General features: G+C 61.6%; 23 protein-coding genes, 1 tRNA gene and 1 pseudogene. 9 read left to right on the forward strand and 16 right to left on the reverse strand.

Features of this window, described 5'->3' with window-relative positions:
* Window positions 1-21: 21 nt before the first annotated feature.
* The gene (locus tag ACN0YF_RS13635; protein WP_417467822.1) at window positions 22-570 is read right to left on the reverse strand and encodes a hypothetical protein; all 549 of its coding nucleotides are present in this window, start codon (window positions 568-570) and stop codon (window positions 22-24) included.
* A gap of 1101 nt (window positions 571-1671) precedes the next feature.
* Here ACN0YF_RS13635 and ACN0YF_RS13640 point away from each other — a divergent pair.
* A complete protein-coding gene (locus ACN0YF_RS13640) occupies window positions 1672-2163 on the forward strand; it encodes a DUF6941 family protein (RefSeq protein ID WP_417467823.1) in 492 nt (163 codons plus the stop codon).
* A 489-nt stretch (window positions 2164-2652) separates the two neighbouring features.
* A complete protein-coding gene (locus ACN0YF_RS13645) occupies window positions 2653-5499 on the forward strand; it encodes a hypothetical protein (protein WP_417494815.1) in 2847 nt (948 codons plus the stop codon).
* Between the two features lie 19 nt (window positions 5500-5518).
* Here the strand turns inward: ACN0YF_RS13645 and ACN0YF_RS13650 are convergent, their stop codons facing one another.
* The 6 genes from ACN0YF_RS13650 to ACN0YF_RS13675 all read right to left on the reverse strand — a co-directional run bounded on the left by ACN0YF_RS13650 (window position 5519) and on the right by ACN0YF_RS13675 (window position 8783).
* Window positions 5519-5836 (reverse strand): DUF1244 domain-containing protein, encoded by a 318-nt coding sequence (locus ACN0YF_RS13650; RefSeq protein WP_417494816.1) that lies wholly within the window; start codon window positions 5834-5836, stop codon window positions 5519-5521.
* Window positions 5837-5888: 52 nt separating this feature from the next.
* On the reverse strand, window positions 5889-6680 hold the full coding sequence (locus ACN0YF_RS13655; RefSeq protein WP_417494817.1) for a TIGR00266 family protein: 792 nt from the start codon (window positions 6678-6680) through the stop codon (window positions 5889-5891).
* A gap of 92 nt (window positions 6681-6772) precedes the next feature.
* Window positions 6773-7189, reverse strand: coding sequence for a response regulator (locus ACN0YF_RS13660; RefSeq protein WP_417494818.1), 417 nt, complete (start codon window positions 7187-7189; stop codon window positions 6773-6775).
* A gap of 73 nt (window positions 7190-7262) precedes the next feature.
* Entirely contained in the window at window positions 7263-8159 is an 897-nt protein-coding gene (gene folD, locus ACN0YF_RS13665; RefSeq protein ID WP_417494819.1) for a bifunctional methylenetetrahydrofolate dehydrogenase/methenyltetrahydrofolate cyclohydrolase FolD, read from the reverse strand.
* The gene (locus tag ACN0YF_RS13670; RefSeq protein WP_417494820.1) at window positions 8140-8475 is read right to left on the reverse strand and encodes a DUF167 family protein; all 336 of its coding nucleotides are present in this window, start codon (window positions 8473-8475) and stop codon (window positions 8140-8142) included. Before ACN0YF_RS13670 ends, folD begins: the two co-directional genes overlap by 20 nt.
* Window positions 8472-8783: a YggT family protein gene (locus tag ACN0YF_RS13675; protein ID WP_417494821.1), complete on the reverse strand. Its 312-nt coding sequence runs from the start codon at window positions 8781-8783 to the stop codon at window positions 8472-8474. Before ACN0YF_RS13675 ends, ACN0YF_RS13670 begins: the two co-directional genes overlap by 4 nt.
* Window positions 8784-8899: 116 nt before the next feature.
* Here ACN0YF_RS13675 and ACN0YF_RS13680 point away from each other — a divergent pair.
* Window positions 8900-8975: transfer RNA gene (locus ACN0YF_RS13680), tRNA-Ala, on the forward strand.
* A gap of 346 nt (window positions 8976-9321) precedes the next feature.
* A complete protein-coding gene (locus tag ACN0YF_RS13685) occupies window positions 9322-10821 on the forward strand; it encodes a vanadium-dependent haloperoxidase (protein WP_417494822.1) in 1500 nt (499 codons plus the stop codon).
* A gap of 13 nt (window positions 10822-10834) precedes the next feature.
* On the opposite strand, the gene ACN0YF_RS13690 is transcribed toward ACN0YF_RS13685, so the two are convergent.
* Window positions 10835-11254 carry a hypothetical protein gene (locus tag ACN0YF_RS13690; protein WP_417494823.1) on the reverse strand — a complete coding sequence of 140 codons (420 nt, stop codon included), beginning with the start codon at window positions 11252-11254 and terminating at the stop codon, window positions 10835-10837.
* Window positions 11255-11741: 487 nt separating this feature from the next.
* Here ACN0YF_RS13690 and ACN0YF_RS13695 point away from each other — a divergent pair, with 487 nt between their 5' ends.
* Window positions 11742-12026: a hypothetical protein gene (locus ACN0YF_RS13695; RefSeq protein ID WP_417494824.1), complete on the forward strand. Its 285-nt coding sequence runs from the start codon at window positions 11742-11744 to the stop codon at window positions 12024-12026.
* A 54-nt stretch (window positions 12027-12080) separates the two neighbouring features.
* Here ACN0YF_RS13695 and ACN0YF_RS13700 read toward each other — a convergent pair whose 3' ends face one another.
* Window positions 12081-12377, reverse strand: a complete 297-nt coding sequence (locus ACN0YF_RS13700; protein ID WP_417494825.1) for a 4a-hydroxytetrahydrobiopterin dehydratase — start codon at window positions 12375-12377, stop codon at window positions 12081-12083.
* 97 nt (window positions 12378-12474) lie between these two features.
* Between ACN0YF_RS13700 and ACN0YF_RS13705 the strand changes: the two genes are divergently transcribed.
* Window positions 12475-12747, forward strand: coding sequence for a histidine kinase (locus tag ACN0YF_RS13705; RefSeq protein ID WP_417494826.1), 273 nt, complete (start codon window positions 12475-12477; stop codon window positions 12745-12747).
* Here ACN0YF_RS13705 and bioB read toward each other — a convergent pair whose 3' ends face one another.
* On the reverse strand, window positions 12748-13737 hold the full coding sequence (gene bioB / locus ACN0YF_RS13710) for a biotin synthase BioB (RefSeq protein ID WP_417494827.1): 990 nt from the start codon (window positions 13735-13737) through the stop codon (window positions 12748-12750).
* Window positions 13738-13822: 85 nt separating this feature from the next.
* On the opposite strand from bioB, the gene ACN0YF_RS13715 reads away from it, so the two are divergent.
* Complete coding sequence (locus tag ACN0YF_RS13715) at window positions 13823-14146, forward strand: VanZ family protein (RefSeq protein WP_417494828.1); 324 nt, start codon at window positions 13823-13825, stop codon at window positions 14144-14146.
* 52 nt (window positions 14147-14198) lie between these two features.
* On the opposite strand, the gene ACN0YF_RS13720 is transcribed toward ACN0YF_RS13715, so the two are convergent.
* From ACN0YF_RS13720 to ACN0YF_RS13735, 4 genes are all read right to left on the reverse strand, one after another.
* Window positions 14199-15590 (reverse strand): alanine/glycine:cation symporter family protein, encoded by a 1392-nt coding sequence (locus tag ACN0YF_RS13720; RefSeq protein WP_417494829.1) that lies wholly within the window; start codon window positions 15588-15590, stop codon window positions 14199-14201.
* Between the two features lie 189 nt (window positions 15591-15779).
* Window positions 15780-16346, reverse strand: a complete 567-nt coding sequence (locus ACN0YF_RS13725; RefSeq protein WP_417494830.1) for a molybdopterin-dependent oxidoreductase — start codon at window positions 16344-16346, stop codon at window positions 15780-15782.
* A 68-nt stretch (window positions 16347-16414) separates the two neighbouring features.
* Complete coding sequence (locus ACN0YF_RS13730) at window positions 16415-17485, reverse strand: NAD-dependent epimerase/dehydratase family protein (protein ID WP_417494831.1); 1071 nt, start codon at window positions 17483-17485, stop codon at window positions 16415-16417.
* Between the two features lie 4 nt (window positions 17486-17489).
* Window positions 17490-18065 carry a TetR/AcrR family transcriptional regulator gene (locus tag ACN0YF_RS13735; protein ID WP_417494832.1) on the reverse strand — a complete coding sequence of 192 codons (576 nt, stop codon included), beginning with the start codon at window positions 18063-18065 and terminating at the stop codon, window positions 17490-17492.
* Between the two features lie 107 nt (window positions 18066-18172).
* Here ACN0YF_RS13735 and ACN0YF_RS13740 point away from each other — a divergent pair, with 107 nt between their 5' ends.
* Complete coding sequence (locus tag ACN0YF_RS13740) at window positions 18173-18982, forward strand: zinc-dependent peptidase (RefSeq protein ID WP_417494833.1); 810 nt, start codon at window positions 18173-18175, stop codon at window positions 18980-18982.
* A 106-nt stretch (window positions 18983-19088) separates the two neighbouring features.
* Window positions 19089-19202: pseudogene (locus tag ACN0YF_RS13745) on the forward strand (IS3 family transposase); the annotation flags it as partial.
* A gap of 55 nt (window positions 19203-19257) precedes the next feature.
* Here ACN0YF_RS13745 and ACN0YF_RS13750 read toward each other — a convergent pair.
* The gene (locus ACN0YF_RS13750; RefSeq protein WP_417494834.1) at window positions 19258-21393 is read right to left on the reverse strand and encodes a S9 family peptidase; all 2136 of its coding nucleotides are present in this window, start codon (window positions 21391-21393) and stop codon (window positions 19258-19260) included.
* A 39-nt stretch (window positions 21394-21432) separates the two neighbouring features.
* Window positions 21433-21830 (reverse strand): TonB-dependent receptor domain-containing protein (locus ACN0YF_RS13755; protein ID WP_417494835.1); only part of this gene is annotated, 398 nt, incomplete at its 5' end.

Genomic DNA, 21830 nt, shown 5'->3' on the forward strand with positions numbered 1-21830 from the left:
TATTCCAGCGGGTGATCACGGTCAGTCTGGAAACGATGAAGATCGTGCGGCGATTACCGGCGTTGGATATCGCGGAGTAGGGGACGGAAACCTGCGGGCGAGTTGTCGGTGGAATTGTTCCATCGATGCGTCTGAATCCAGTATTCCCAACCGTTCCCGGTAACGAAGAACGGCGCGGCGCCGGTCGAAGTAAGTGCCGTCGAATTTGATGGGTGGGGCATCCGGGCCGATCTTCCGCCAAATGCGATCACGGTCGAAGATCATGACCTCAACATGGCTTCGGGTAGAGGCTGACGGAGTGCCGCCCTCGTCATAGATCGGGAAAGGGAATTTCGAAACCTCGGTCCACCATCCCCTCATATGCCAATTCAGGTTTTCGGGCAGCAACACGACTAATTGAGGGCTGCCGTCATCATCGACCCCCATCTCTACCCCAGCGATTGCCATCTCGTATGGGAGGACAACCTGTCCTTCATCAACCAGCGTCTGGTACGTGTCTTTAAAAAAGGCGGTTGCGGCTGCTCTTGCAGCTTCTAGGCCTTGGGGATCATTATCTGGGTTATCTGTCATATTATTATTCGCGTTTCCTAAGTTCGGAAGCCCGCGACCATGCGCGTCATTCGGCTTCTCCATTACTTAGGGGCGCACCAACGTTTATGTGTGCCTGAATATTTCTTCGCCGTTTTGCCGCGTCCGGACGCCGTAGTGTTATTCACCTTGTGCACCCGCGTCAGTTGCGGCCATGATGCGTGCGACGATTCATCACAATATATTAATTTGAGTAGTGTTGACTTATATGGCAACAATTCAACAGGCGATATCTAAGGGGGCGTTGGAGCTATTTGCCTTACCGTGCATCGAGACAAGGGTGGCCCAACGAGCACTCTATGTGGCACCAGAACTGGATGAGTGGTCAGACAACCACCCTAGCTTGACCAGCAAAACTCACAGCGTGGGTGGAAGATTGCTCGTTGAACATCTGATTCAGACACTGTGCGACTTCCGCTGTGCCCAGCGCCCCGGTGGTGGCGACCTGCGACGGTTGATGCCTACGAGAGATAGAGTGTGGACGCTACGCCCGCCCAAACTGCGCATCTACGGATGGTTTTGCGAGCCAAGGGTGATGGTTTTGGTGTCGGGGGCATTGGAATCCGAAACGAAGCTGGACAAGGGCTTGAACGATAGAAAACGGAACTCAGTGCTGGCCTTCGCGAAAGCGCACGGCCTCGAAAACACAATGATGCAGGGAGACTTAATTGCGGTCATACATAAACAACGTTGATAATCGAAGGCAGGTCTACCTTTCGCTTGTCTCAGACGTCGAATCTCAAATTCGCGACGCCTACGCTGAGCGCCACGAACAAGGGATCGAAACCCAAACGAGCCTTGCGGAGAAGCTGGGCGTCAATCGATCTGTGGTCAATCGCAGGCTACGGGGCCTCAACAACCTCACGCTTGAGTCTCTCGCGGACTTGGTTTGGGGATTGGGTCAGTGCATTAAGGTTGAAATCTTCGACCCGAGCACCAACCCAACAAATCATGTGCGGGTAGAATCCGAACATTCATATGCGGCAAGCCTACAGCAAACGAGAACTGGGCAGATAACCTTTCAGGGCCGCCCGCCTACGCACCTGACTAGCACCAATGGACGAACCCTGAACGTTGATCACAATGCCTAAAAACAAAAACACCCTGACCATAACCTGCAGCAATGTTGTTATATGTGATGATGTGCGCCGCGAAGATAATGGCAAGGTTATTCTCATCGGTGTTTACACTGGTGAGATTGTGGTTACTGAGTTTCCGCACGCTATGGATTTGACCTGCTGGTTCGAAATTGCCTCACGCGGCGACGGAAAGGCTCCATTTTCCGCCAGAGCGCTTTTCGAGCCGGACGGTATAGAGCTTTTCTCAGTGAGCGCCGGCATCGAGCGAGAACGCGGACCATTGGGCGAGGAAGTGACTGAAGACTATTTCGCTGCGCCCTGCGGTCAGGTTCAAATTGAGCGGCCCGGAACAATTGTGGTTCAGTTCAAGTCTGGCGAATCGGACTGGCAAACTGTTCGGTCGAAGAATGTCGCGTCCGCCGCCGCCATAATGGAACGGGCCGCCCCAAAGCAAACCAACGCAACGGCAAACGCAGCCCGCAAGAAGAAAAATTAGTTGGTATCTTTGTTGGTATTTTTATTGGGTCGCGACAACGCCAATCCATTAAGGTTCTGATTTCAAAGATAAATATAACGAGATTGCCGCTTAGTTCGAGTCACCCATGCGGCACCACCCTTCGCCCTGCGGGCTTCGGGTGGCAAGCCGCCCGCAGCGTCCATCCGGGGCGAAGAGATGCCGTCCGAAACCTTGGCGAAGATGGACGTGTGCCCGACGCGGCAGTGTCGAAGCCGGCTCCGGCCACCGGCATCACCCGATCCCCCATATCTGAAATCCGAGCCCTGACCGCCAAAACTCCCCGGCGGAATCACACTAGCCGGCCCGAACACCCGGCTGGCGGGTTCGCTGACCTTATGTCTCGTGGACGTTGTAATTCTGATCGCATTCTGGCGACAGGCCCGTTACGGTGCCGCGTAGAAAATCGCGAAGCGAACCACCCGGACCAATCCAATTGGCCGCCAACGCCTTCGAAAGGTCAGGTAAACCATGTCCCAGGATCACAATTCAACCGGAACGACCGGCGATGACGTATTGGTCGGAACAACGGGCGATGATGTCCTGCGCGGGCTGGGCGGCAGGGATCGCCTGTACGGTCTGGCCGGGGCGGACTCGCTGTATGGCGGCGATGATGATGACCTCATCAAGGGCGGCGCGGATGATGACCGGCTTTACGGCGAAAACGGCAATGACCAGCTGGTTGGCGAGGACGGTAATGATCTGCTCTGGGGCGGCGCCGGGGCGGACCGGCTCTATGGCGGTCGTGGTGATGATGTCCTCCGGGGCGACGACGGCGATGACATCCTCAAGGGCGAAGACGGGGAAGACCGGCTGATTGGCGGAACAGGCAATGATACGCTCGACGGCGGCGCCGGGGCGGACCGGCTGTATGGCAATGAGGGCGATGACCTGCTCAAGGGCGGGGCCGGGAACGACACCCTCAAGGGCGAAAGCGGCAATGACCGCCTGTTCGGCGAGACCGGCAATGACTTCCTCGTCGGTGGCGCGGGGGAAGACTGGCTTTATGGCGGCGACGATGATGACGTGCTTGAGGGCGGCGCCGACAATGATGTGCTCAAGGGTGATGACGGTGATGACCGCCTGTTCGGCGATACCGGCAACGACCTGCTTGTGGGCGGTGCCGGGGCGGACCGGCTCTATGGCGGTGATGATGATGACGAGCTCAAGGGCGGAACGGGAAATGACCGGCTCTATGGCGAGAATGGCAATGACGAACTGTTCGGCAATGCCGGCGATGATCTGATGTTCGGCGGGGCGGGATTCGATCTGCTTTTCGGCGGCGATGATGATGACGTGCTCAAGGGCGGCACCGGCAATGATTCCCTCTTCGGTGAGGCTGGCAATGACCGGCTCTATGGCGAGGCCGGCGATGATTCAATACGCGGGGGCGCGGGCGATGACCGGTTGTACGGCGGTGATGGTTCCGACGCGCTTTATGGTGGCGACGGCGATGACCGCCTGCTCGGCGGGGCGGAGCTGGACGTGCTCTATGGCGGTGCCGGAGCGGACCGGATGCAGGGCGGCGATGGCGATGATGTCCTGGATGGCGAGGACGGAAATGACCGCCTCTATGGCGATGAGGGCCGCGATCAGCTGATTGGTGGCGCCGGCAATGATCTCATCTATGGCGGCGCCGGGGGAGACTGGGTCTATGCCGGCGATGATGACGATGAGATCCATGGCGATGAGGGCCATGACTGGCTGGTGGGCGAGGCCGGCAATGACCGGATCTATGGCGGAACCGGTGATGATCAGGTCTATGGCGGAGCCGATAATGACAAGCTCTGGGGCGGGGCCGATGATGACCTGCTGTATGGCGAGAGCGGCGATGACCACTTGTTTGGCGATGCCGGCGACGATTTCCTCGACGGCGGCGCAGGTGTCGACCGCCTCTATGGCGGTGATGGCCGCGACCGGCTTGAAGGCGGCACGGGTGATGACCGCCTCTATGGCGATGAGGGCAATGACCGTCTCTACGGCGAAGATGGCGATGACCGGCTCTATGGCGGCACTGGCGAGGATACAATGTTCGGCGGCGCCGGGGCGGACCGGCTTTACGGCAATGATGGCGACGACCTGCTCAACGGCGAAGCCGGCGATGATGTGCTCAAGGGTGATGGCGGCAATGACCGGCTACTCGGCGAGGCTGGCAATGACCTGCTTGTCGGCGGCGACGGCGTGGACCGGCTCTATGGCGGCGATGACAATGACGTGCTCGAAGGCGGCTCGGGTGACGACGTCCTGAAGGGTGATGGCGGCGACGACCGGCTGGATGGCGGAGCCGGCGATGACCTGGTCTTCGGCGGTGCGGGGTTCGACAAGGCCTATTATTCCGGCAGTTTCTTCGACTACACACTGTGGCTGGTGAACGGTTACCTGCGAGTGGTTGGCCCGGATGGTTCCGACAGGCTGGTCGAGGTTGAGCAATTGGTGTTCGACGACCTCCTGCTGAACCTGAATATTGATAACTGGAACCTCGCGGCACCCGTCATCACATCCGAAGCCAATGTGTCCGTGCAGGAAAACCAGACCAGCGCCTATAGCGTGACCGCCACTGATGGCGAGACCCTTCAGTTCCTGCTGTCCGGCACCGATGCCGCCCTGTTCAATATCGATAGCGCAACCGGCGTCGTCAGCTTTATCACCGCACCCGATTACGAGACCCCGTCCGATGCCGGCGCCGACAATGTCTATGACATCATCGTGCGGGCCTTCGATGGCGCCAATACGAGCGATCTGGCCGTCACGATCAATGTCACTGACGAGGGCGGGGCGGACAATAATTTGTCTGCCGATCAGACCAGCTGGGCGACACTCACCCTCGTCGATACCGGCGGTACGGACACGATGGACTATTCCGGCACCGTCATCGAAAACGCGATAGGCGGGTCCGGCAATACAGTCCTGACGGACTTGCGGACCGGGTCTCCGGACGGTGCCATCGAGCGGATCAGCATCGAAGTCATCGAGGATGGCGTCCTCAGCGCCAGCTCGCCGGCCGCAACGGGGCCATTGCTGCCATTGGCCCGGGGCGACATCGGACTGCCAGGATTCGCGAGCCTGACCGATGATGACATGGCGGGCCGGGATGTGATGGCGTATCTGGATCGGGCGACCTCAGCACCGCCGGTTACAGGCTCGAGCGACGGCGCCGATCTGGCGTTGATATGGCCTCTGGACGATCTGACGAACACGGCCAGCGGGAACCAGCGGGCCATGGCCCAGTACGTTGAATCGCCACTCGCCGTAATCTCGGCCGAGGATCTGCCGTACTACGACGCACCGGTCCACGACCTGCCGGACGGCTGGTACTAGGCGAGGCGGCGAACCGGGGTCAGCCCCGGTTTCTCGCCTCAAGTGCCGCCAATTGCTCCGGCGTGGCCGGGGACTGGAAATCGCGTTTCCAGTCGGCATAGGGCATGCCGTAGATGCGTTCGCGGGCGGCTTCGGGATCCAGCGCCAGGCCGCGTTCTTTCGCGGCAGCATCATACCATTTGCCCAGGCAATTGCGGCAGAAGCCGGCCAGGATCATCAGATCGATATTCTGGACATCCCTGTTGGCATCGAGATGCGCCAGCAGACGGCGGAAGGTCGCCGCATCGAGCGCGTCCTGTTCGGCGGCCGGCAGGTCTTCGTGTTTCATCGCATACACCCCATGGGATCCGGGACCGCTGCAGCGGCCCCGATCCGGTTGTCGCCGCCGGTCAGTTGCCGCGGATAATGCTGCCGAGCGGGCCCAGCACCGAGCCCTCACCCTGACCGGAGCCGGTGACGGGCATATTGGCCATGATGCGGCCGGCGAGGCGTGAGAATGGCATGGATTGCATCCACACCTTGCCCGGGCCCTTGAGCTTGGCAAAGAAAACGCCCTCGCCGCCGAAAATCATCGACTTGATATTGCCGGCCCGCTCGATCTCGAAATCGACGGATTTGGTGTAGGCCACAACACAGCCGGTATCGACATGGATTTCCTCACCCGCGGCGAGCTCGCGCTCGACCAGCGTGCCGCCGGCATGGATGAAGCACCATCCATCGCCCTCAAGGCGCTGCATGATGAAGCCTTCGCCGCCAAACAGGCCGGTCATGATGCGTTTCTGGAAGGCAATCCCGATCGAGACGCCCTTGGCGGCCACGAGAAAACTGTCCTTCTGGCAAATCAGCTCGCCATCAACATCGGGCAGGTGCACGGCGATGATCGTGCCGGGGAAGGGAGCGGCGAAGGCCGCATGTGCCTTGCCCTGACCCTGATGCGTGAAGGCGGTCATGAACAGGCTTTCGCCGGTCAGGAGACGCTTGCCGGCGCCGGCCAGCGCGCCCATGAAACCCTGGTTTTTCTGGGAGCCGTCGCCGAACACCGATTCCATCGCGACGCCGGTGGACTTGTACATCATGGCACCGGCTTCCGCGACGACGGTCTCGCCCGGATCCAGCTCGATTTCGACATACTGGATATCTTCACCGCAAATCTTGTAATCGATTTCGTGCGCACTGCTCATGGACGTTCCCTCGCCTGCTGTTGAGCGGCGACTATAGCGCGGGATTCGAGGTGATTGTAAGTCGCGCGCCGGACAGCCGGCAGGCCGCCAACTCAGATGCTCAGAAAGTCATCGGTTCCGACGGCATTGCGGATGCTCTGCGCAATATTGATGCCCTTGCGGCCGCGCTCGACCTTGAAACTGGCATTCTTGTCGAGACTGGCGATCTCGTCACCGAGATGATCGCGATCAACCGCCATCGAGCCGGACAGGACCAGGACCGGTGTACTGCCGGCGGTATTGCGGGCCACTTCCAGCGTTTCGGTCGGATGGACGGAATCGGGCAGGCGCAGATCAAGCAGGATCAGATCGAACCCGCCGGCCTGCATGCGTACTTTCGCTTCGCGCAAGGTCCGGACGACCTCGAAGGAGATATCGAAATCGCCCGCTTCGCAAACAGCGTGCTGAACGAGCATCGCATCCGCGAAGTCGTCTTCTACATGCAGCACGTGCAGTGCCTGGTTGGCCATTTTGATGCTCCCTTCCCCCCAATGTCGCCGAGTTGCGTTATTGAACCGTTTACAGATACGAGAATATCCGCGGTCAAAGCCCGTCCGGCCTGGCAAGCCCTGCCCGGGCAGCTGCCGCGAGAACGGTATTGCGCAAAAGCATGGCGATCGTCATCGGGCCGATACCGCCCGGCACCGGCGTGATCCAGCCGGCATGGCCGACAGCTTCATCAAAGGCGACATCGCCCACCAGCCGCGTCCGTCCCTCGCCGCGCTCGGGCGCATCGACGCGGTTGATCCCGACATCAAGCACACAGGCTCCCGGCTTGATCCAGTCACCCCGGACCATTTCCGGACGGCCGACGGCGGCGACTACAATATCGGCGGTGCGTACCAGCGCCGGCAGGTCATGGGTGCGTGAATGGGCGATCGTGACCGTCGCATTCTGTTCGAGGAACAACATCGCGGCCGGCTTCCCGACCAGGATGGAGCGTCCGATCACCACGACCGACTTGCCCGAGAGCGAGCCCATGGCGCGCTCGGCCAGCAGCACACAGCCAGCCGGCGTGCAGGGGCGCAGCCCCGGCTTGCCGAGCAGCAGCCGGCCGGCGCTTGCCTCGGTCAAACCATCAACATCCTTGTCCGGATCGATCACGGCCAGCACAGCATTGGCGTCGATATGGTCGGGCAGCGGCATCTGCACCAGAATTCCGTCGACCTTGTCGTCGACATTGAGGCCACGAACGATCTCGACGACCTCGGCCTGGCTGATGCCGGCCGGACGCCGGATCTCGATCGAGGTCATGCCCGCCGCTTCGGTACGTCTGACCTTGGAGCGGACATAGACATCACTGGCGGGGTCATCACCGATCAGGACCACAGCCAGGCAGGGCGCCCGGCCCAGCGTCCTGGCCAGCGCCGCCCCGGCCTCGCCGGCGCGGGCATCGATCTCGGCAGCGACGGCCTTGCCGTCAATCAGTGTCGCGCTCATTTTCCATCTCCCCCAGCAAGACGGCCATTCGCTGCCGCTCCGCTGCATCACCTGAGACCCGGACCGTCTTCAATCGTGACGTCGTGCCCCGGATCACTTCGATATCGCGCTTCGGCACGCCCAGAAAGCGTGACAAAATGACGATCAGCGCCTTGTTGGCCTTGCCCTTTTCAGGCACGGCCCGGACGCGCACGGCGAGATGACACAGCCCGTCTGCGGTCTCGGCCACGCCAGCAACAGCATCCTTCGACGCGTTGGGCGACAGGCGGACTCGCAGTGTCAGACCGGTCTGGTCTTCAAGCCAGGCTCCGCTCAAAGCACTCGCATAAGGGTTGGCACCAGATAGCCCTGCGCGAAGGAGATCAGCAGCAGGAGCACAACCGGTGAGAAATCCATCCCGCCGAGCGGTGGCAGGATGCTGCGGATCGGCCCGAGCAGAGGCTCGGTAACCGTATTGGTCAGACGCCAGACCATCCCGACAAACTGATTGTGCGGATTGACGACGTTGAAGCTGATCAGCCAGCTCAACACGACGCCGACAATGACGACGATCCACAACAAGCCAAGGATCGGATTGAGGAAATAAACGACCAGGGCCTGGCCAAAGGACAATTCGAGCGGCATAGCGAAATCCGGAGCGACAAACGATGATCGGCTATGTAACCGCCCCGCTTGCCCACGTCCAGAAGCGAGCGCTTGACACCACCCGCCCACGCTCGTAGTTGACGCCTCCTTGGTTCGGGGCCGTAGCTCAGTTGGGAGAGCGCGTCGTTCGCAATGACGAGGTCAGCGGTTCGATCCCGCTCGGCTCCACCATCCTTCGCTCGCTGCGCGAGCTTCGGCTTGGCAGGCCCAACGCTCTTCCGGGCGAAGGATGTCTCGCCATAGCCAATGGCGAAGGCGGACACCCCGGAATTCGCAAGCTCCACAGCTCCTGGCGCTCGCTGCGCGAGCTTCGGCTTGCCAGGCCCAACGCTCATTCGAGCGAAGGATGTCTCGCCATAGCCAGAGGCGAAGGCGGACACCCCGGAAATCCCCCCCTCCCGCGGGCGCCCGCCATGCGACCCTATGTCATGCCGATATCGCCGGAAACGCGGGCAGACCGGGTTGAGTACGCAACGGGCCAGCCCTAATCTCCCCTCATAATTTGGGGGAATTGAGAATGAAGACTGTCCTGTGTGCGAGCCTTGTTGCCGCGATGAGCACCTCTGCGGCCTGGTCATCGGCAGAGCATGAATGTCCGGTCGAGGCTGGCGATAGCTGGCGGCCCAGCGCGGCCTATCACTGGCTCGACATCGCGCTGAATGCCACGGCCCATGAAGTTCCGCGCTTTGGCGCCCGCCCGACCATTATTTCGCGCCAGCTCGCCATCGTCGAAACTGCGAGCTATGACGCCTGGGCGGCCTATGACGACATCGCGGTCGGCACGCGCTATGGCGGCAATCTGCGCCGGCCCGGGCCCGAGCGCACCGAGGCCAACAAACAGACCGCCATCGCCTATGCCGCCTTCCGCGCCATGCTCGACCAGTTCCCCACCGAGGCGGACTACATCACCGATGCCTTCGTCGCGGCGGGCTTCGATCCGGATGATATGAACCTGGACCCGGCCAGCCCGGTCGGGATCGGCAATCTGGCGGCGGCGGCCGTTCTCGATTACCGCCATCATGACGGCGCCAACCAGCTCGGCGACGAACCCGGCTCCGATGGCGAAGCCTATTCGCAATACATCATGTACCGGCCCGTCAACGGTCCCTATGAGGTGATCGATCCGGACCGTTGGCAGCCCATTCCCGCCAGCGACGGGAATGGCGGTGTTGCGGTGCAGACCTGGCTCACCCCGCACTGGTACCGCGTCGCCTCTTTCGGGCTGGAATCACCGGATCAGTTTCGCGCGCCCCCGCCCCCGGTCGTCGCCTCGGAACAGCTGATGGCAGAGACCGAACAGGTCGCGCAAATGAATGCGGACCTGACTGCGGACCAGAAAGCCCTCGTGGAATTCATGCGCGACGGCCCGGCCTCGACCGGCCAGGCCGGGCATTGGCTCAACCTGTCGCAAGTCGTGTCCTGCCGCGATCACAATGACCTCGACACCGATATGAAGATGTATTTCGCGGTCGCCAATGTTGCGATGGATGCCTTCATCGCCTCCTGGGAGTCGAAAATCTACTACGACACCTCACGCCCATGGACCCTGATCCGGCACTATTTCGGGGACGAGGTGATCGAAGCCTGGGGCGGTCCGGGCGAAGGCACGGTGCCGCTCGAGGCCAGCCGCTGGATGCCCTATTCGCCTGCCGTCTTCCCGACCCCGCCCTTCGCGGGCTATCCCTCGGGACATTCAACCGTCAGCGCGGCCTCGGCCGATACGCTGCGCCGCTTTACCGGCAGCGATCATTTCGGACACCAGGTCAGGCTCGAGGCTGGCTCGCTGACCGAACCGGGCCACAGCACGACGCCGGTGACGCTTGATTTCCCCACTTTCACCTATACGGCGGAGCAGGCCGGAATATCGCGCCTGTATGGTGGTTACCACATTCAGGCCGACAATCTGGAAGGGCTGGTGATGGGCCGGCACGTCGCCGAACAGGACTGGCCGCTGCTTGAAGCCTATTTCAATGGCACGGCGCAGGTGAGCGGAGCACTTCCGGCGCCGCAGGGGTGAGATGAGGCTACGGTCAGGCGCCTGCGAGATCCGGCAGGGACTGGCTGATGCGGGCGACGGCGCTGATCACGCGGCGCCAGGCCAGATCGTCCACGGGCCGTTCCAGGGCACCGACCACGTTTGAGAAGACGCGGGCCTGGTCCGACATGGCGGCTTCCCGGGACAGGGCAATCACCGGCAATTGACGGAACCGCCGGTCATCCTGCATCCGCTGCAACAGCCAGAGACCATCGCGGGGCCCCGCCAGCTGGCCCAGCAGGAGGCAGACCGGCTTGCGGGCTCCGGGCGCCTCGATCCAACACTGCATCAATTCCCAGGCGAGTTCCGTCGACCGGGCATGCTCGAGCCGCACGTCGAGCGAGAAGCGCTCGAAGGCCGACTTGATCTGGGCCACGTCGGCTTCGTGGTCTTCAACGAGCAGGATGCGCTTCATGCGTTGTGAACTCCATCCAGCATGCCCGGCGAGCAGCGGTTAGCGAGGTGGCCAGTCCGGAAAGCGACGATCACCCAACCCGGATCCGGCGGCATGCCTTCACCGGGCCGAGCGGCGCGCCTGACCATCACAACAGCATAAAAGATTGCCGGCCGCCCATGATCGCGGTCACGGCGAGGTCGAAAACATCAAGATTTCTGGCTGGCTAGACGATATTTGCGCCGGACAGAACCGCGCCCGCCCCCGGGGAACGCTTCTTTTACCAGCCCTGGGGTAGAGTTGCGGGATGAACACAGCGACCCGAAATCCGACCCCCATCATGCGAGCCCTGACCATCGCGGCTTGCCTGTCACTGACACTGGCCGCGCCGGCATTGGCGAGGAGTGGTGGAGGCGGAGGCGGAGGCGGCCATGGTGCAGCCCCTGCCGAAGACAGCCGGCATCGCAGTGTCACCTCTGCGGATACCTATTTGCCACTTCCCCCGCTCATGGCGACGGTGCAGGCCAATTACCGCGCCCGCGGCAATCTGCAGATCGAGGCCGGTCTGGAGATCGAGGACGCCCGGCTGCGCCGGCGGGTCGAAGAGATCATGCCCCGGCTGCGCAATGCCTATGTCACGGCCCTGAGCGTCTATACCGGCGTCAACTACCGCTATGGCACCGTTCCCGATGCCGACCGGATTGCGCAATTGCTCCAGGACGCCACCGACATGACGCTGGGCACAGATGGTGCCCGGGTGCTGATCGGCATGGTGATTATCAACGCCGACTGATCCCTGCAGTCGCGGCGACAGCGCTGCACAGGCAGGGCTGCGTCCGATCGCATTCTAGCCGGCGATGGAATCCATGAAGCGGGCGAGGGTCACGTCCAGCGCGGTGACACCACCGGCATCATGGGTGGTCAGCGTCACATCGACCCGGTTCCAGACATTGAACCATTCGGGATGGTGATTCATCACCTCGGCCTTGATGGCGGCCCGGGCCATGAAACCCCAGGCCTCGTTGAAATCGGCAAAGCTGTAGCTTTTGTGGATCGCATCCTTGCCCGCGACCGGCGACCAGCCATCCAGCTGCGCAGCGGCGGCGGCCGCACCCAGTTTCACTGCCGGAGTTTGTGATGTCATTGGCTGGCTCCATTGATTGTTGCGAAATCGCGCATGAGGCGAAATTTAACCCTCTTGCCGCCATACTACCGGTGAAACCGGCTCAGGGAGCAAGGGCATGACCCATTTTTTGGTATCCGAGGAAAATCCTGGCGGACGCAAGCTCGAGGAAATCCTGATCGAACTGCGCGCCGACATCCTCACCCGCTGCACCAAGATCTCAGGCGATGTGCGACCGGAAGCCCTGGAAGTAATGGCCAACAACATGGCCATCCTGCAGCACATGTCCGACGCGATCGAACTCGCCATGAACTCCACCGCACTCCTCGACCGCGCCTTCGGGCCGTCGCAGACGGGCAAGGGTGGCCCGCCGCGCATCGGCGAAAGCTGACTATTCGGCCGGCAGGCTCATCGCCTGCAGCCCCAGCGCCTCGAACATCGCCATGTCGTCATGCGTCTCGGGATTGGGCGTGGTGAGCAATTCCTCGCCGACAAAGATCGAATTGGCCCCGGCCAGGAAGCAGAGCGCGTGCAGTTCGCGGCTCATTTCCTCACGCCCGGCCGACAGGCGCACGAAGGAATTCGGCATCATGATGCGCGCTGTCGCGATCGTGCGCACGAAATCGATGCCGTCGAGCGGCTTGCTGTCGCCCAGTGGCGTTCCCGGCACGGCGACAAGGTGATTGATCGGCACGCTTTCCGGCTGCGGTGACATGATCGCCAGCTCGGTCAGAAGCCCGATACGGGCATCCTCGCTCTCGCCCATGCCGACAATGCCGCCGGTGCAGACATGAATGCCCGCCCCGCGCACCTGGGCCAGCGTGTCGAGCCGGTCCTGATAGGTCCGCGTCGAGATCACGCGGCCATAATCCTCCGGCGCCGTATCAAGATTGTGATTGTAATAATCCAGCCCCGCATCACGAAGCTTCTCGGCCTGGCCATCATCGAGCATGCCGAGCGTGACACAGGTCTCCATGCCCAGCGCCTTGACCCCGGAGATCATGGCGCAAACCTTCTCCTCGTCGCGCGGTTTCAGCGAGCGCCAGGCGGCGCCCATGCAGAAACGCGTCGCGCCCCCCGCCTTGGCGCGCTCGGCGGCGACCAGCACCTCGTCGAGCGGCATCAGCTTGGACGCGCTCAGGCCGGTATCGAAATGCGCCGACTGGCTGCAATAGCCGCAATCCTCGGCACAGCCGCCCGTCTTGATCGACAAGAGCTGGCTGGTCTGGACCTGGTTGGGCTGATGGCACCGTCTGTGCACGGACTGGGCAGCGAAGACGAGATCATTGAACGGCGCGCGGTAGATTTCCGCCGCCTGTTCGCGGGTCCAGTCCGAGCGCGCTTGCAGGAGAAGGTCTATATCATTGAGTAATGCGGTCATGGATCATCAGCCCCGAAACAATTCCGGCGACCCTAGAAACAGTGGAGCCGCGCGTCCAGATGCGGGACTGCGCTGGGGCGGCCGTGTGCTGTTTGTGACCACCTTGCTGCTGGTGACCGATCTGGCCCTGCAACCGGGCCTGCCGACACCGCCGGAAATTTTCGGACCTGACAAGATCGAACACATCCTCGCCTTCTTCGTGCTCACCAGCCTGGCCCGCATGGGCTGGCCCCGTCGTGGCTGGACGACATTCATCCTGCTGCTCGGTTATGGCGTCGGGATCGAGATTGCCCAGGCCATGACGACGGTGGGGCGGGTCGCGTCCGTCGCCGATGTGGTGGCCGATCTGATCGGCATCACCGCCGGTCTGATCTTTGCCTATCTGATCACGCGCCACGCCCCACGCTGACATGAAAAAGGCCCCGCCGGAGCAGGGCCTTCTCACAGTCCTCAAACCGGCGTTACTCGGCCGAAGTCGAGCCAGCCGCCTTGGCGGCTTCAAGCTTGGCGAAATATTCCTTCGTCATCTTGAAGACCAGCGGTGACAGGACCAGCAGCGCAATGAGGTTCGGTGCCGCCATCAACCCGGTCAGGGTGTCAGTCGTCAGCCAGAAGGTGTTCATCAGCTCGGTGATGTTGCTGCCCGCATAGAGCAGCATGGTCGCGAACATGATCATCGCCACCCAGAGCCAGCGGAAGGGCAGGACGATCTTTTCGCCGAACAGGTATTCCGCACAGCGCTCACCATAATAGGACCAGCCCAGAATGGTGGTGAAGGCGAACAGCGCCAGCGCCGCCGCGACAAAGTGCTGGCCAAAGCCCGGCAGGGCCGAGGCGAAGGCGTCGCTGGTGATGCGGGCACCGGTTTCGCAGATTTCCGGCGACGTACCGCCAAGCGCGAACAGGCCGGCATCGCATTCGGCCGGAATGACACCGGAGGTCAGGATGGCCAGACCGGTGATGGTGCAGACCATGATGGTGTCGATGAAGGTGCCGAGCATGGCGATAATGCCCTGGTCGACCGGATCATTATTCTGGGCTGCAGCGTGTGCGATTGGGGCAGAGCCCTGGCCGGCCTCGTTCGAGAAGATGCCGCGGGCCACGCCGCGCTGCATTGCCAGCATGATCAGGGCACCCGAGAAGCCGCCTGCCGCCGCGCCAAAGCCGAAAGCATTGGTGAAGATGCGGTAGAAGGCGTCCGGAATGCCGGTGTAGTTCAGCGCCACGACCACCAGGCCAATGGCGATATAGGTCAGCGCCATGGCGGGGACGACCTTCTCGGCGACGCTGGCGATCCGCTTGATGCCGCCCAGGATGACGAGGCCGGCGAGGAAAGCGATCACGGCACCCGTAATCCAGTATTCAACGCCATAGGTATCACCGATGGTGCGGACGACCTCAACGGTCTGGATCGCATTGCCGGTACCCAGACCAGCCAGAACGCCGAACATGGCGAACAGGCCACCGAGCCAGACAAAGCCCTTGCCCATGCCGTTCTTGATATAATACATCGGCCCGCCAACGCGGCGGCCATCGGCGTCAACCTCGCGGAATTTCACCGCCAGAACGCCTTCGGAATACTTGGTGGCCATGCCGACCAGTGCCGTCATCCACATCCAGAACAACGCGCCCGGTCCGCCAATCGCGATGGCCACGGCCACGCCGGCGATATTGCCGGTACCGATGGTGGAGGAGAGCGCCGTCATCAGCGCGGCAAACGGGGTCACATCCCCTTCGCCTTCAGACTTGCGTCCCTTCATCAGCTCGCCAAAGGCGAAACCGATCTTGCGCAGGGGCATGAAGCCCAGACCGACGGTCAAATAGATGCCGGTGCCCAGCAAGAGGATAAGCATGGGTGGGCCCCACACCATGCCGTTTACGTAATTCACATACCCCGTGACGACATCAAGTGTCGTCGCTGCGTCAGCAGCCCCAGTCACGTCTTGCATAATCTTCCCCGATTTCTGCTTGGGCGCACCTTAGGCAGGAGCGGGTCGGATTGGAACAGGTTTTGTGAGGCGGGCGTAACAGGCTCTTGGGGATCAATCGGCCGGAGCCGTCGCGACCTCGATCGCGAACACGCCCCAGAGCCAGTCATCATCGGACATGCCTTCCAGGGCCGGATCCGAGCCGCGCGGCCAGACCAGCATGGCCGGCCCATAGCCGCCAATGCCCAGCGGCTGGCCGTCCATCTGCAGGGCGAGAATGACGTCATGCTCGCGGATACGGGCGAGGCTGATTTCCCGCTGATAGCCATCAAGCGCCGTGACGATCAGCGTGTCGCCGCGCGGGTCCGCGATATCGATCACATCGCGCAGCAAGGGCCCCGAAAAACGCCGGACCGGCCCGCCCGCCGGAAAATCGGCCGCGGTTGAATGCTGCTCGATCCCGTTCAGGCTGGCCCAGTTGAACAGGCAGGCCGCGTCGAATTCCATGCCGAAAGCGTTGAAGAGCGGTTCGGTGACCGGGTCGACCGGGCCGCGATCAACCGTGCCGATCTCGCCATAAACTGTCAGGATATCGCCGCTGGCCTCATCGCTGCCCGCGATCGGTGGCTGACAGGCGGCAATGCCCAGCAAGAGGGCGGCCAAAATCAGTATTCGGCGCATCGGCGTCTCTCCATCCGGCGGCAGAGCGGCAGTCTAGACCTGCTGCCACCCGGCGCAAGGCACGGCGCCTACGCCTTTTTGGGGGTCAGGCGTCCGGCATCGATCAATTGCTGGAACAGCTCCACCACCGATTCCGCCATGGGACGGTATTCGATACCCAGTTCGCGCACGCTTTTGGAATTGTCGGCGTGGAAGTCGACATCGACGCTTTCGCTGACGCGTTTGCGGGTCAGGGCCGGATTGATGATGGGGCCAAGCAGCCAGACGGCAAATTTCGGCATCCGTTTGGCCGATATCCTGAACTGGTCGCCATAGTGCGCCCGCAGCGCCGCAGCCATCTCGGGAAATCCGGAATCATGGGCCGAGAGGATATGGCGCCCGCTCGCCTCCGGCGTGAAACCGGCCTTGATGTGGGCCGCGGCGACCTCGCGGACATCGACCATGCCGATGCGGAAATTGGGCACACCATTCGCCATGGCGCCAGTGCCAAACTGCATCATGATCGCATAGCTCTCGCCCGTCGTTTGCGGATTGATGCCCGGCCCGAGAATGAAGGACGGATTGATCGCGATCAGGTCCCAGCGGTCCTGCGCGCCGGCGATTTTCCAGCCCTCCCTTTCGGCCAGGGTCTTGGAATAGGCATAGGGCTCATTGGTCAGGCTGGAACTGGTATTCCACTCGGCCTCGGTGAGCATTTTCTTCGGCATGTGCTCGATATCGGCATTGGTGCCATAGATCGCGGCGCAGCTCGATGTCATCACCACGCGCTTGACCGTCGGCGTCGCGTTGGCGGCATTGAGGACATTGCGCACGCCATTGACCGCCGGATCGACCAGTTCGGTCTGCGGATCCGTGACGTTCAAGGTGAAGGGCGAAGCGGTATGGATCACCAGTTCGCAGCCGGCCATCGGCGCCTCGAAGGAGGCGGCATCCATCAGATCGGACTTGAAATACTTGATTTGGCCCGGCGAGCCCGCGGCGATGGCGTTGAGGTACTTCAGGCCTTCGACCTTGTCGGGATTGCGCACGGTGGCGTGGACCGTATGCCCGGCCTCGAGCAATTGCTTGACGATGACGCCGGCGAGATAGCCGGTGGCGCCGGTGACCATGATCGGGGCCTGCGGATTGATCTGTGTCATGGGCTCAGTCTCCTGTCGGGGCGACGGCAATGCCGCGCCAGAAAATCTCGAATGATGTGCGCGCCGTTTCAGCGGCCGGGGCGTCCGGATGGTGCAGCAGGAATTCGATCGCAGCACTGATCTGGGCCTCGGCGAGCGCCTTCAGCAGGGCCGGCTTGATCGGGTGGATCTGCCCCTGCTCCATCGCCTCGCCGATCAACTCCAGCGTCGCACCGAACATGTCGATACCATGGGCGCGTGCGCCCTCGCCGATCTCGTCGGAGAGCTTCAATTGTCCCAGCAGGGCATGGCGATCCGGATGGGCCCGCGCCCAGTCGATCGCGCCGGTCCAATAGCCCGCCAGCCGGTCATGCACGCTGCCCGAAGCGGGCGCGGCGGCCTGCAAATGCGTCGCCCAGGACTGTTTCAGGCTCAGATAGACCGCCTCGACCAGCGCCGCCTTGGAGGGGAAATAGTTGAACAATGTGCCGTTGGCGACGCCCGCCTCGCGGGCGATCAGCGCCGTCGGCGTGTCCCAGAAACCGCGCTCGTGAAACAGGCGGATGGCAGTCTCGATCAGCCGGGTGCGTTTGTCGGTCATGGCGTGAAGCTAGGCTTGACTGACTGATCAGTCAATCACGATGCATCCGCCGCACCCAGCACAGCATTCCGCTTTCCCGGCCCGGCCAACCGTCGTAGCAAGGCTGTATGTGGATATTTCTCTCTCTTTTGATCCTCGGCGCCGGCGCCCTGGTGGCGCGTCACCTGTCGAGACGGCGCCTGCGAAAGACGCTGCTGGCGTCTGAGCTGCCGGCGGACCAGCGCGCGATCGTCCTGCGCTCGGTTCCGCTCCTGCGAAAACTCCCCGATCCCCTGCGCCGGACCCTGGAGGGCAAGATCGCCCTTTTCCTGCACCAGATCGAATTCATAGGCTGCGACGGGGTTGAGGTCACCGACGAGATGAGGCTGTCCATCGCGGCCCAGGCCTGCCTGCTCGTCGTCAACACCGAGGCCTGGTACGTCAATCTCCGCACCATTCTCATCTATCCGGGCGCCTTCAAGTCGCGCCGGGCGGAGCACAATGGCTATGTCGTGACTGAGCGCGAAACCGTCCGCACCGGAGAAAGCTGGGCCCGTGGCCCGGTCGTCCTGTCCTGGGCCGATGCCCGGCAAGGCGCGCTGGACGAGAGGGATGGCCACAATGTCGTCTTCCACGAATTCGCCCACCAGCTCGACGATCTGTCCGGCCACACGGATGGCGCACCGGTTCTGGAAAAGGGGCAGAGCTTCGCCAGGTGGGAGCGCGTCTTCGTTACGGCCTTCAAGACCCACCGCCACAAGGTCGAAAACGGCCACCCGTCTGTTTTTGACGCCTACGGCGCCACCCGACAGGAAGAATTCTTTGCGGTCGCGGTAGAGACATTCTTCGAGCGGCCCGCTGAACTGCAACGCGAGGCGGCCGACGTTTACCAGCAACTGGAACGCCTCTTCCGTCTCGACCCCTCAAGCTGGAGCTGAGCCCCGGGCCCCGGAAACGGCCAGCCACCGATGGCATCCCACCGATGGCATCATCGTGTCGCGGAAGAGTGTCGGGCCAGCATCGCATCGAGCGGCTGATGGCGGCCACGGCATCACCTGTTCGATGAGCCGGTCAGGCAACTGCTGGGACAATGCGGCGACGAAGAGCTCCTCGCTCAAGGCCGGGCGCGTCCGGGGGCAAGTCTACCGGACACGCGATCAGGGCTGGGTCGGGCGGGCCAAAAGTGGAGCGGTAACAAAATAGCGGCCGCACTCTACCGGATAGCTCGCAAGATATCCCACCGGTCATATTGTTCTTCGTCTGTGGGATCGGGCTGTTCCTGATCTTTCAGCCAGAACAGGAACCACTCAAGATTACGCATGGCAGATGCACGCTTTAGATCCGGGTCGCGCAGATTGTGCCCGGTCTGGGGGTAGATAACAAACTCGGTCGCGACACCCGCCAGTGTCGCAGCCTTGGGCCCACCCATCATGGTTATCGCCAGGGAATAAGCGCCAGCCTCGAACATTATTGCGGTTTCCACGCCATCGAAATGGAATTCCGGCGAGGTTTCCAGATAGCGCTCCGGCCGGTCCCAAAGCCCACCACCCCACAATTCATGATAGCCCCGTTCATAGAGATACATCGGGCTGTACAGATATGTCAGTGTATTGTTTTGCGGCCCCTCGGCGAAAGACGCCGCGACAAAACGGTCCTTCTCTCTTGTCACGATCAGGGATCCGAGCCAGGCGCCATGGCTGTGGCCTGACAGGCCAAGCCGTTCCGGGTCGGCGACCCCGCGGGCCACCAGGCTTTCAATGCCGGTCAGCACGTCTTCGATGGCCTCGTCATCTGAGGCACGTGGATTGGCAAAATCATTTCCAAAGCTCTGCGTACCACGATAGTTCGGGATGAATACCGCCACCCCTTCGAGGGCCAGAAGCTCGAGAGGATACGGCCAGATACCGCCATACTGTGTGTAATATTGCGCAAACCTGTTGGTCATGGCTGGCCCCGGGCCGCCATGGAGAAACGTCACGAGCGGCAATGCTTCCTGTGACGCAGACGCTTCTGGGGGCAATAACAGCCAGCCCTGCAGCGTATCGCCATCCGCCCCGGTCCAGCTAACCTCTTCAGCGATCGGCAATTGCGTCCTGGAGATTGCCTCATTGATGCGGGACAATTGAGCAAGCTGCCCATCCTGCAGAAGATATATTTCGGGCGGAGCGCTATGCTGTTCGTTGACAAACGCGATGGTGTCGCCGCGTTCGTCGAAGGATGCGAGATAGGTGTCGCCCGGAATATCTGCCAGAACATCGACCGGCCGCGCGCCAGACGCCGCGAGTTGGAAGACACTTTGTTGGCCCAGAGATATTCCCTCGACAACGGCCCGCCCATCCCCAAGCCGCGTCACCTCCCGACCCGGCGGGAAGATGTCATAGTCAAACCACGCTTCTGTTTCGTCGATCGACCGGTCATTGACATCGACATACCGAATATGGCGCCTGTCCCGCCAGAGACTGGACTGCAAGACCCGGCGAATGATCACCTCATCGCCATCAGAGGCCCACTCCCCGCCATGGTAATAGACAGCATCATCACGTGTATCGAATGGGCGTGCCCTGAGGAGTGTCCGAAACTCACTGGTGCGCAAATCAAAAATACCGATGCTCGTATAAAGCGGGGCAAACGGGCTGTCCGGTATGTCCTCATCCAGATAGGCTATTGAGAGCCGTGTTCCGTCAGGCGACCAGTGGAAGTCGACAACATCACCCGGGATATCCGCGGTAATGTCTCCCCCTTCCGGGCGCCTCACATGAAGGCTTCGCGTCGAGGATGAGCGTCCCTCGACAAAGTGCGGATTGACGAAGTGAAATTGCCGAAGCGTAGAATGATCCACAATGATCGGCTCTTCGCCCTCATGAAATTGTTCGAACAGGGATGGCTCACGTGGACCTGCAGGCTGTGTCTGCACGGTGGTCCACGCGAAATCCCTGCCATCGCCTGAGAAGGCGTAGGACGAAACCGGGTCGGCGGCATTTGTCAGTTGTCTGGTTATTCCGGAAAACAGGTCAGTGGTGTAGACCTGCCTCCCGCCGTTGCTGGCGGACAAATAAGTCAGGCTGACCCCATCAATGCCCCAGGCAAGTCCCCGGGCGTCATCCGGAATATCCAGGTCCAACGGCTCTTGATCAGGCATTGCCCTTTGGACAATGACTGCACGACCCGGATCCGCTGCCCCGCCCCGCTGCACATATGCGATCCAGTCGCCATCCGGCGACAATGCAAGCTCTTCGAATGTTTGGAGCCGATCATAATCATCGAAATCAAACAGTGTAGTATCAGGGGTGGACAGCACGCTGCCCACCCCCAACAGTAGTGAACCTAGCAATACAATTAGTCCGGTCACTTGCCAGTTCCTTCCAAGATGGTACCGAACAAGACGGTGCTAGAATCTTGTCGACCATTCTACCGATACGAAGCGCCCAAGCGGTGATGCGTTGGTCGGGTCGTAACCGTAGACAGAGAAGGTCTGTGCAGTGATCGTGCTCGGCGGAGGGGAATCGAAGAGATTCTGCACATTGAACCGGATCTGTGACTCACCCAGATTGCCGCCGGCAAACTGACGACCCAGATCATACGATGCAGAAAGGTCATAGGTTGTATAGGCGTCCACCTCTTCCGCCCCCGGCAGGTCATCGTAATGATAGCTGTTGGTATAGTTCATAAACAGGTTCGCCCTCAAATCGCCTCTGGCATATCCGATGTGACCGCGCAGGCGCAGAGATGTTGGATTGTACAGAGTATCGAGCTGGGAAACCGGCGGCGTGGTTGCTGTGGCCATCT

The sequence above is a fragment of the Maricaulis sp. genome, assembly GCF_048270265.1.
In the GTDB taxonomy this organism is placed as follows: Bacteria; Pseudomonadota; Alphaproteobacteria; order Caulobacterales; family Maricaulaceae; genus Maricaulis.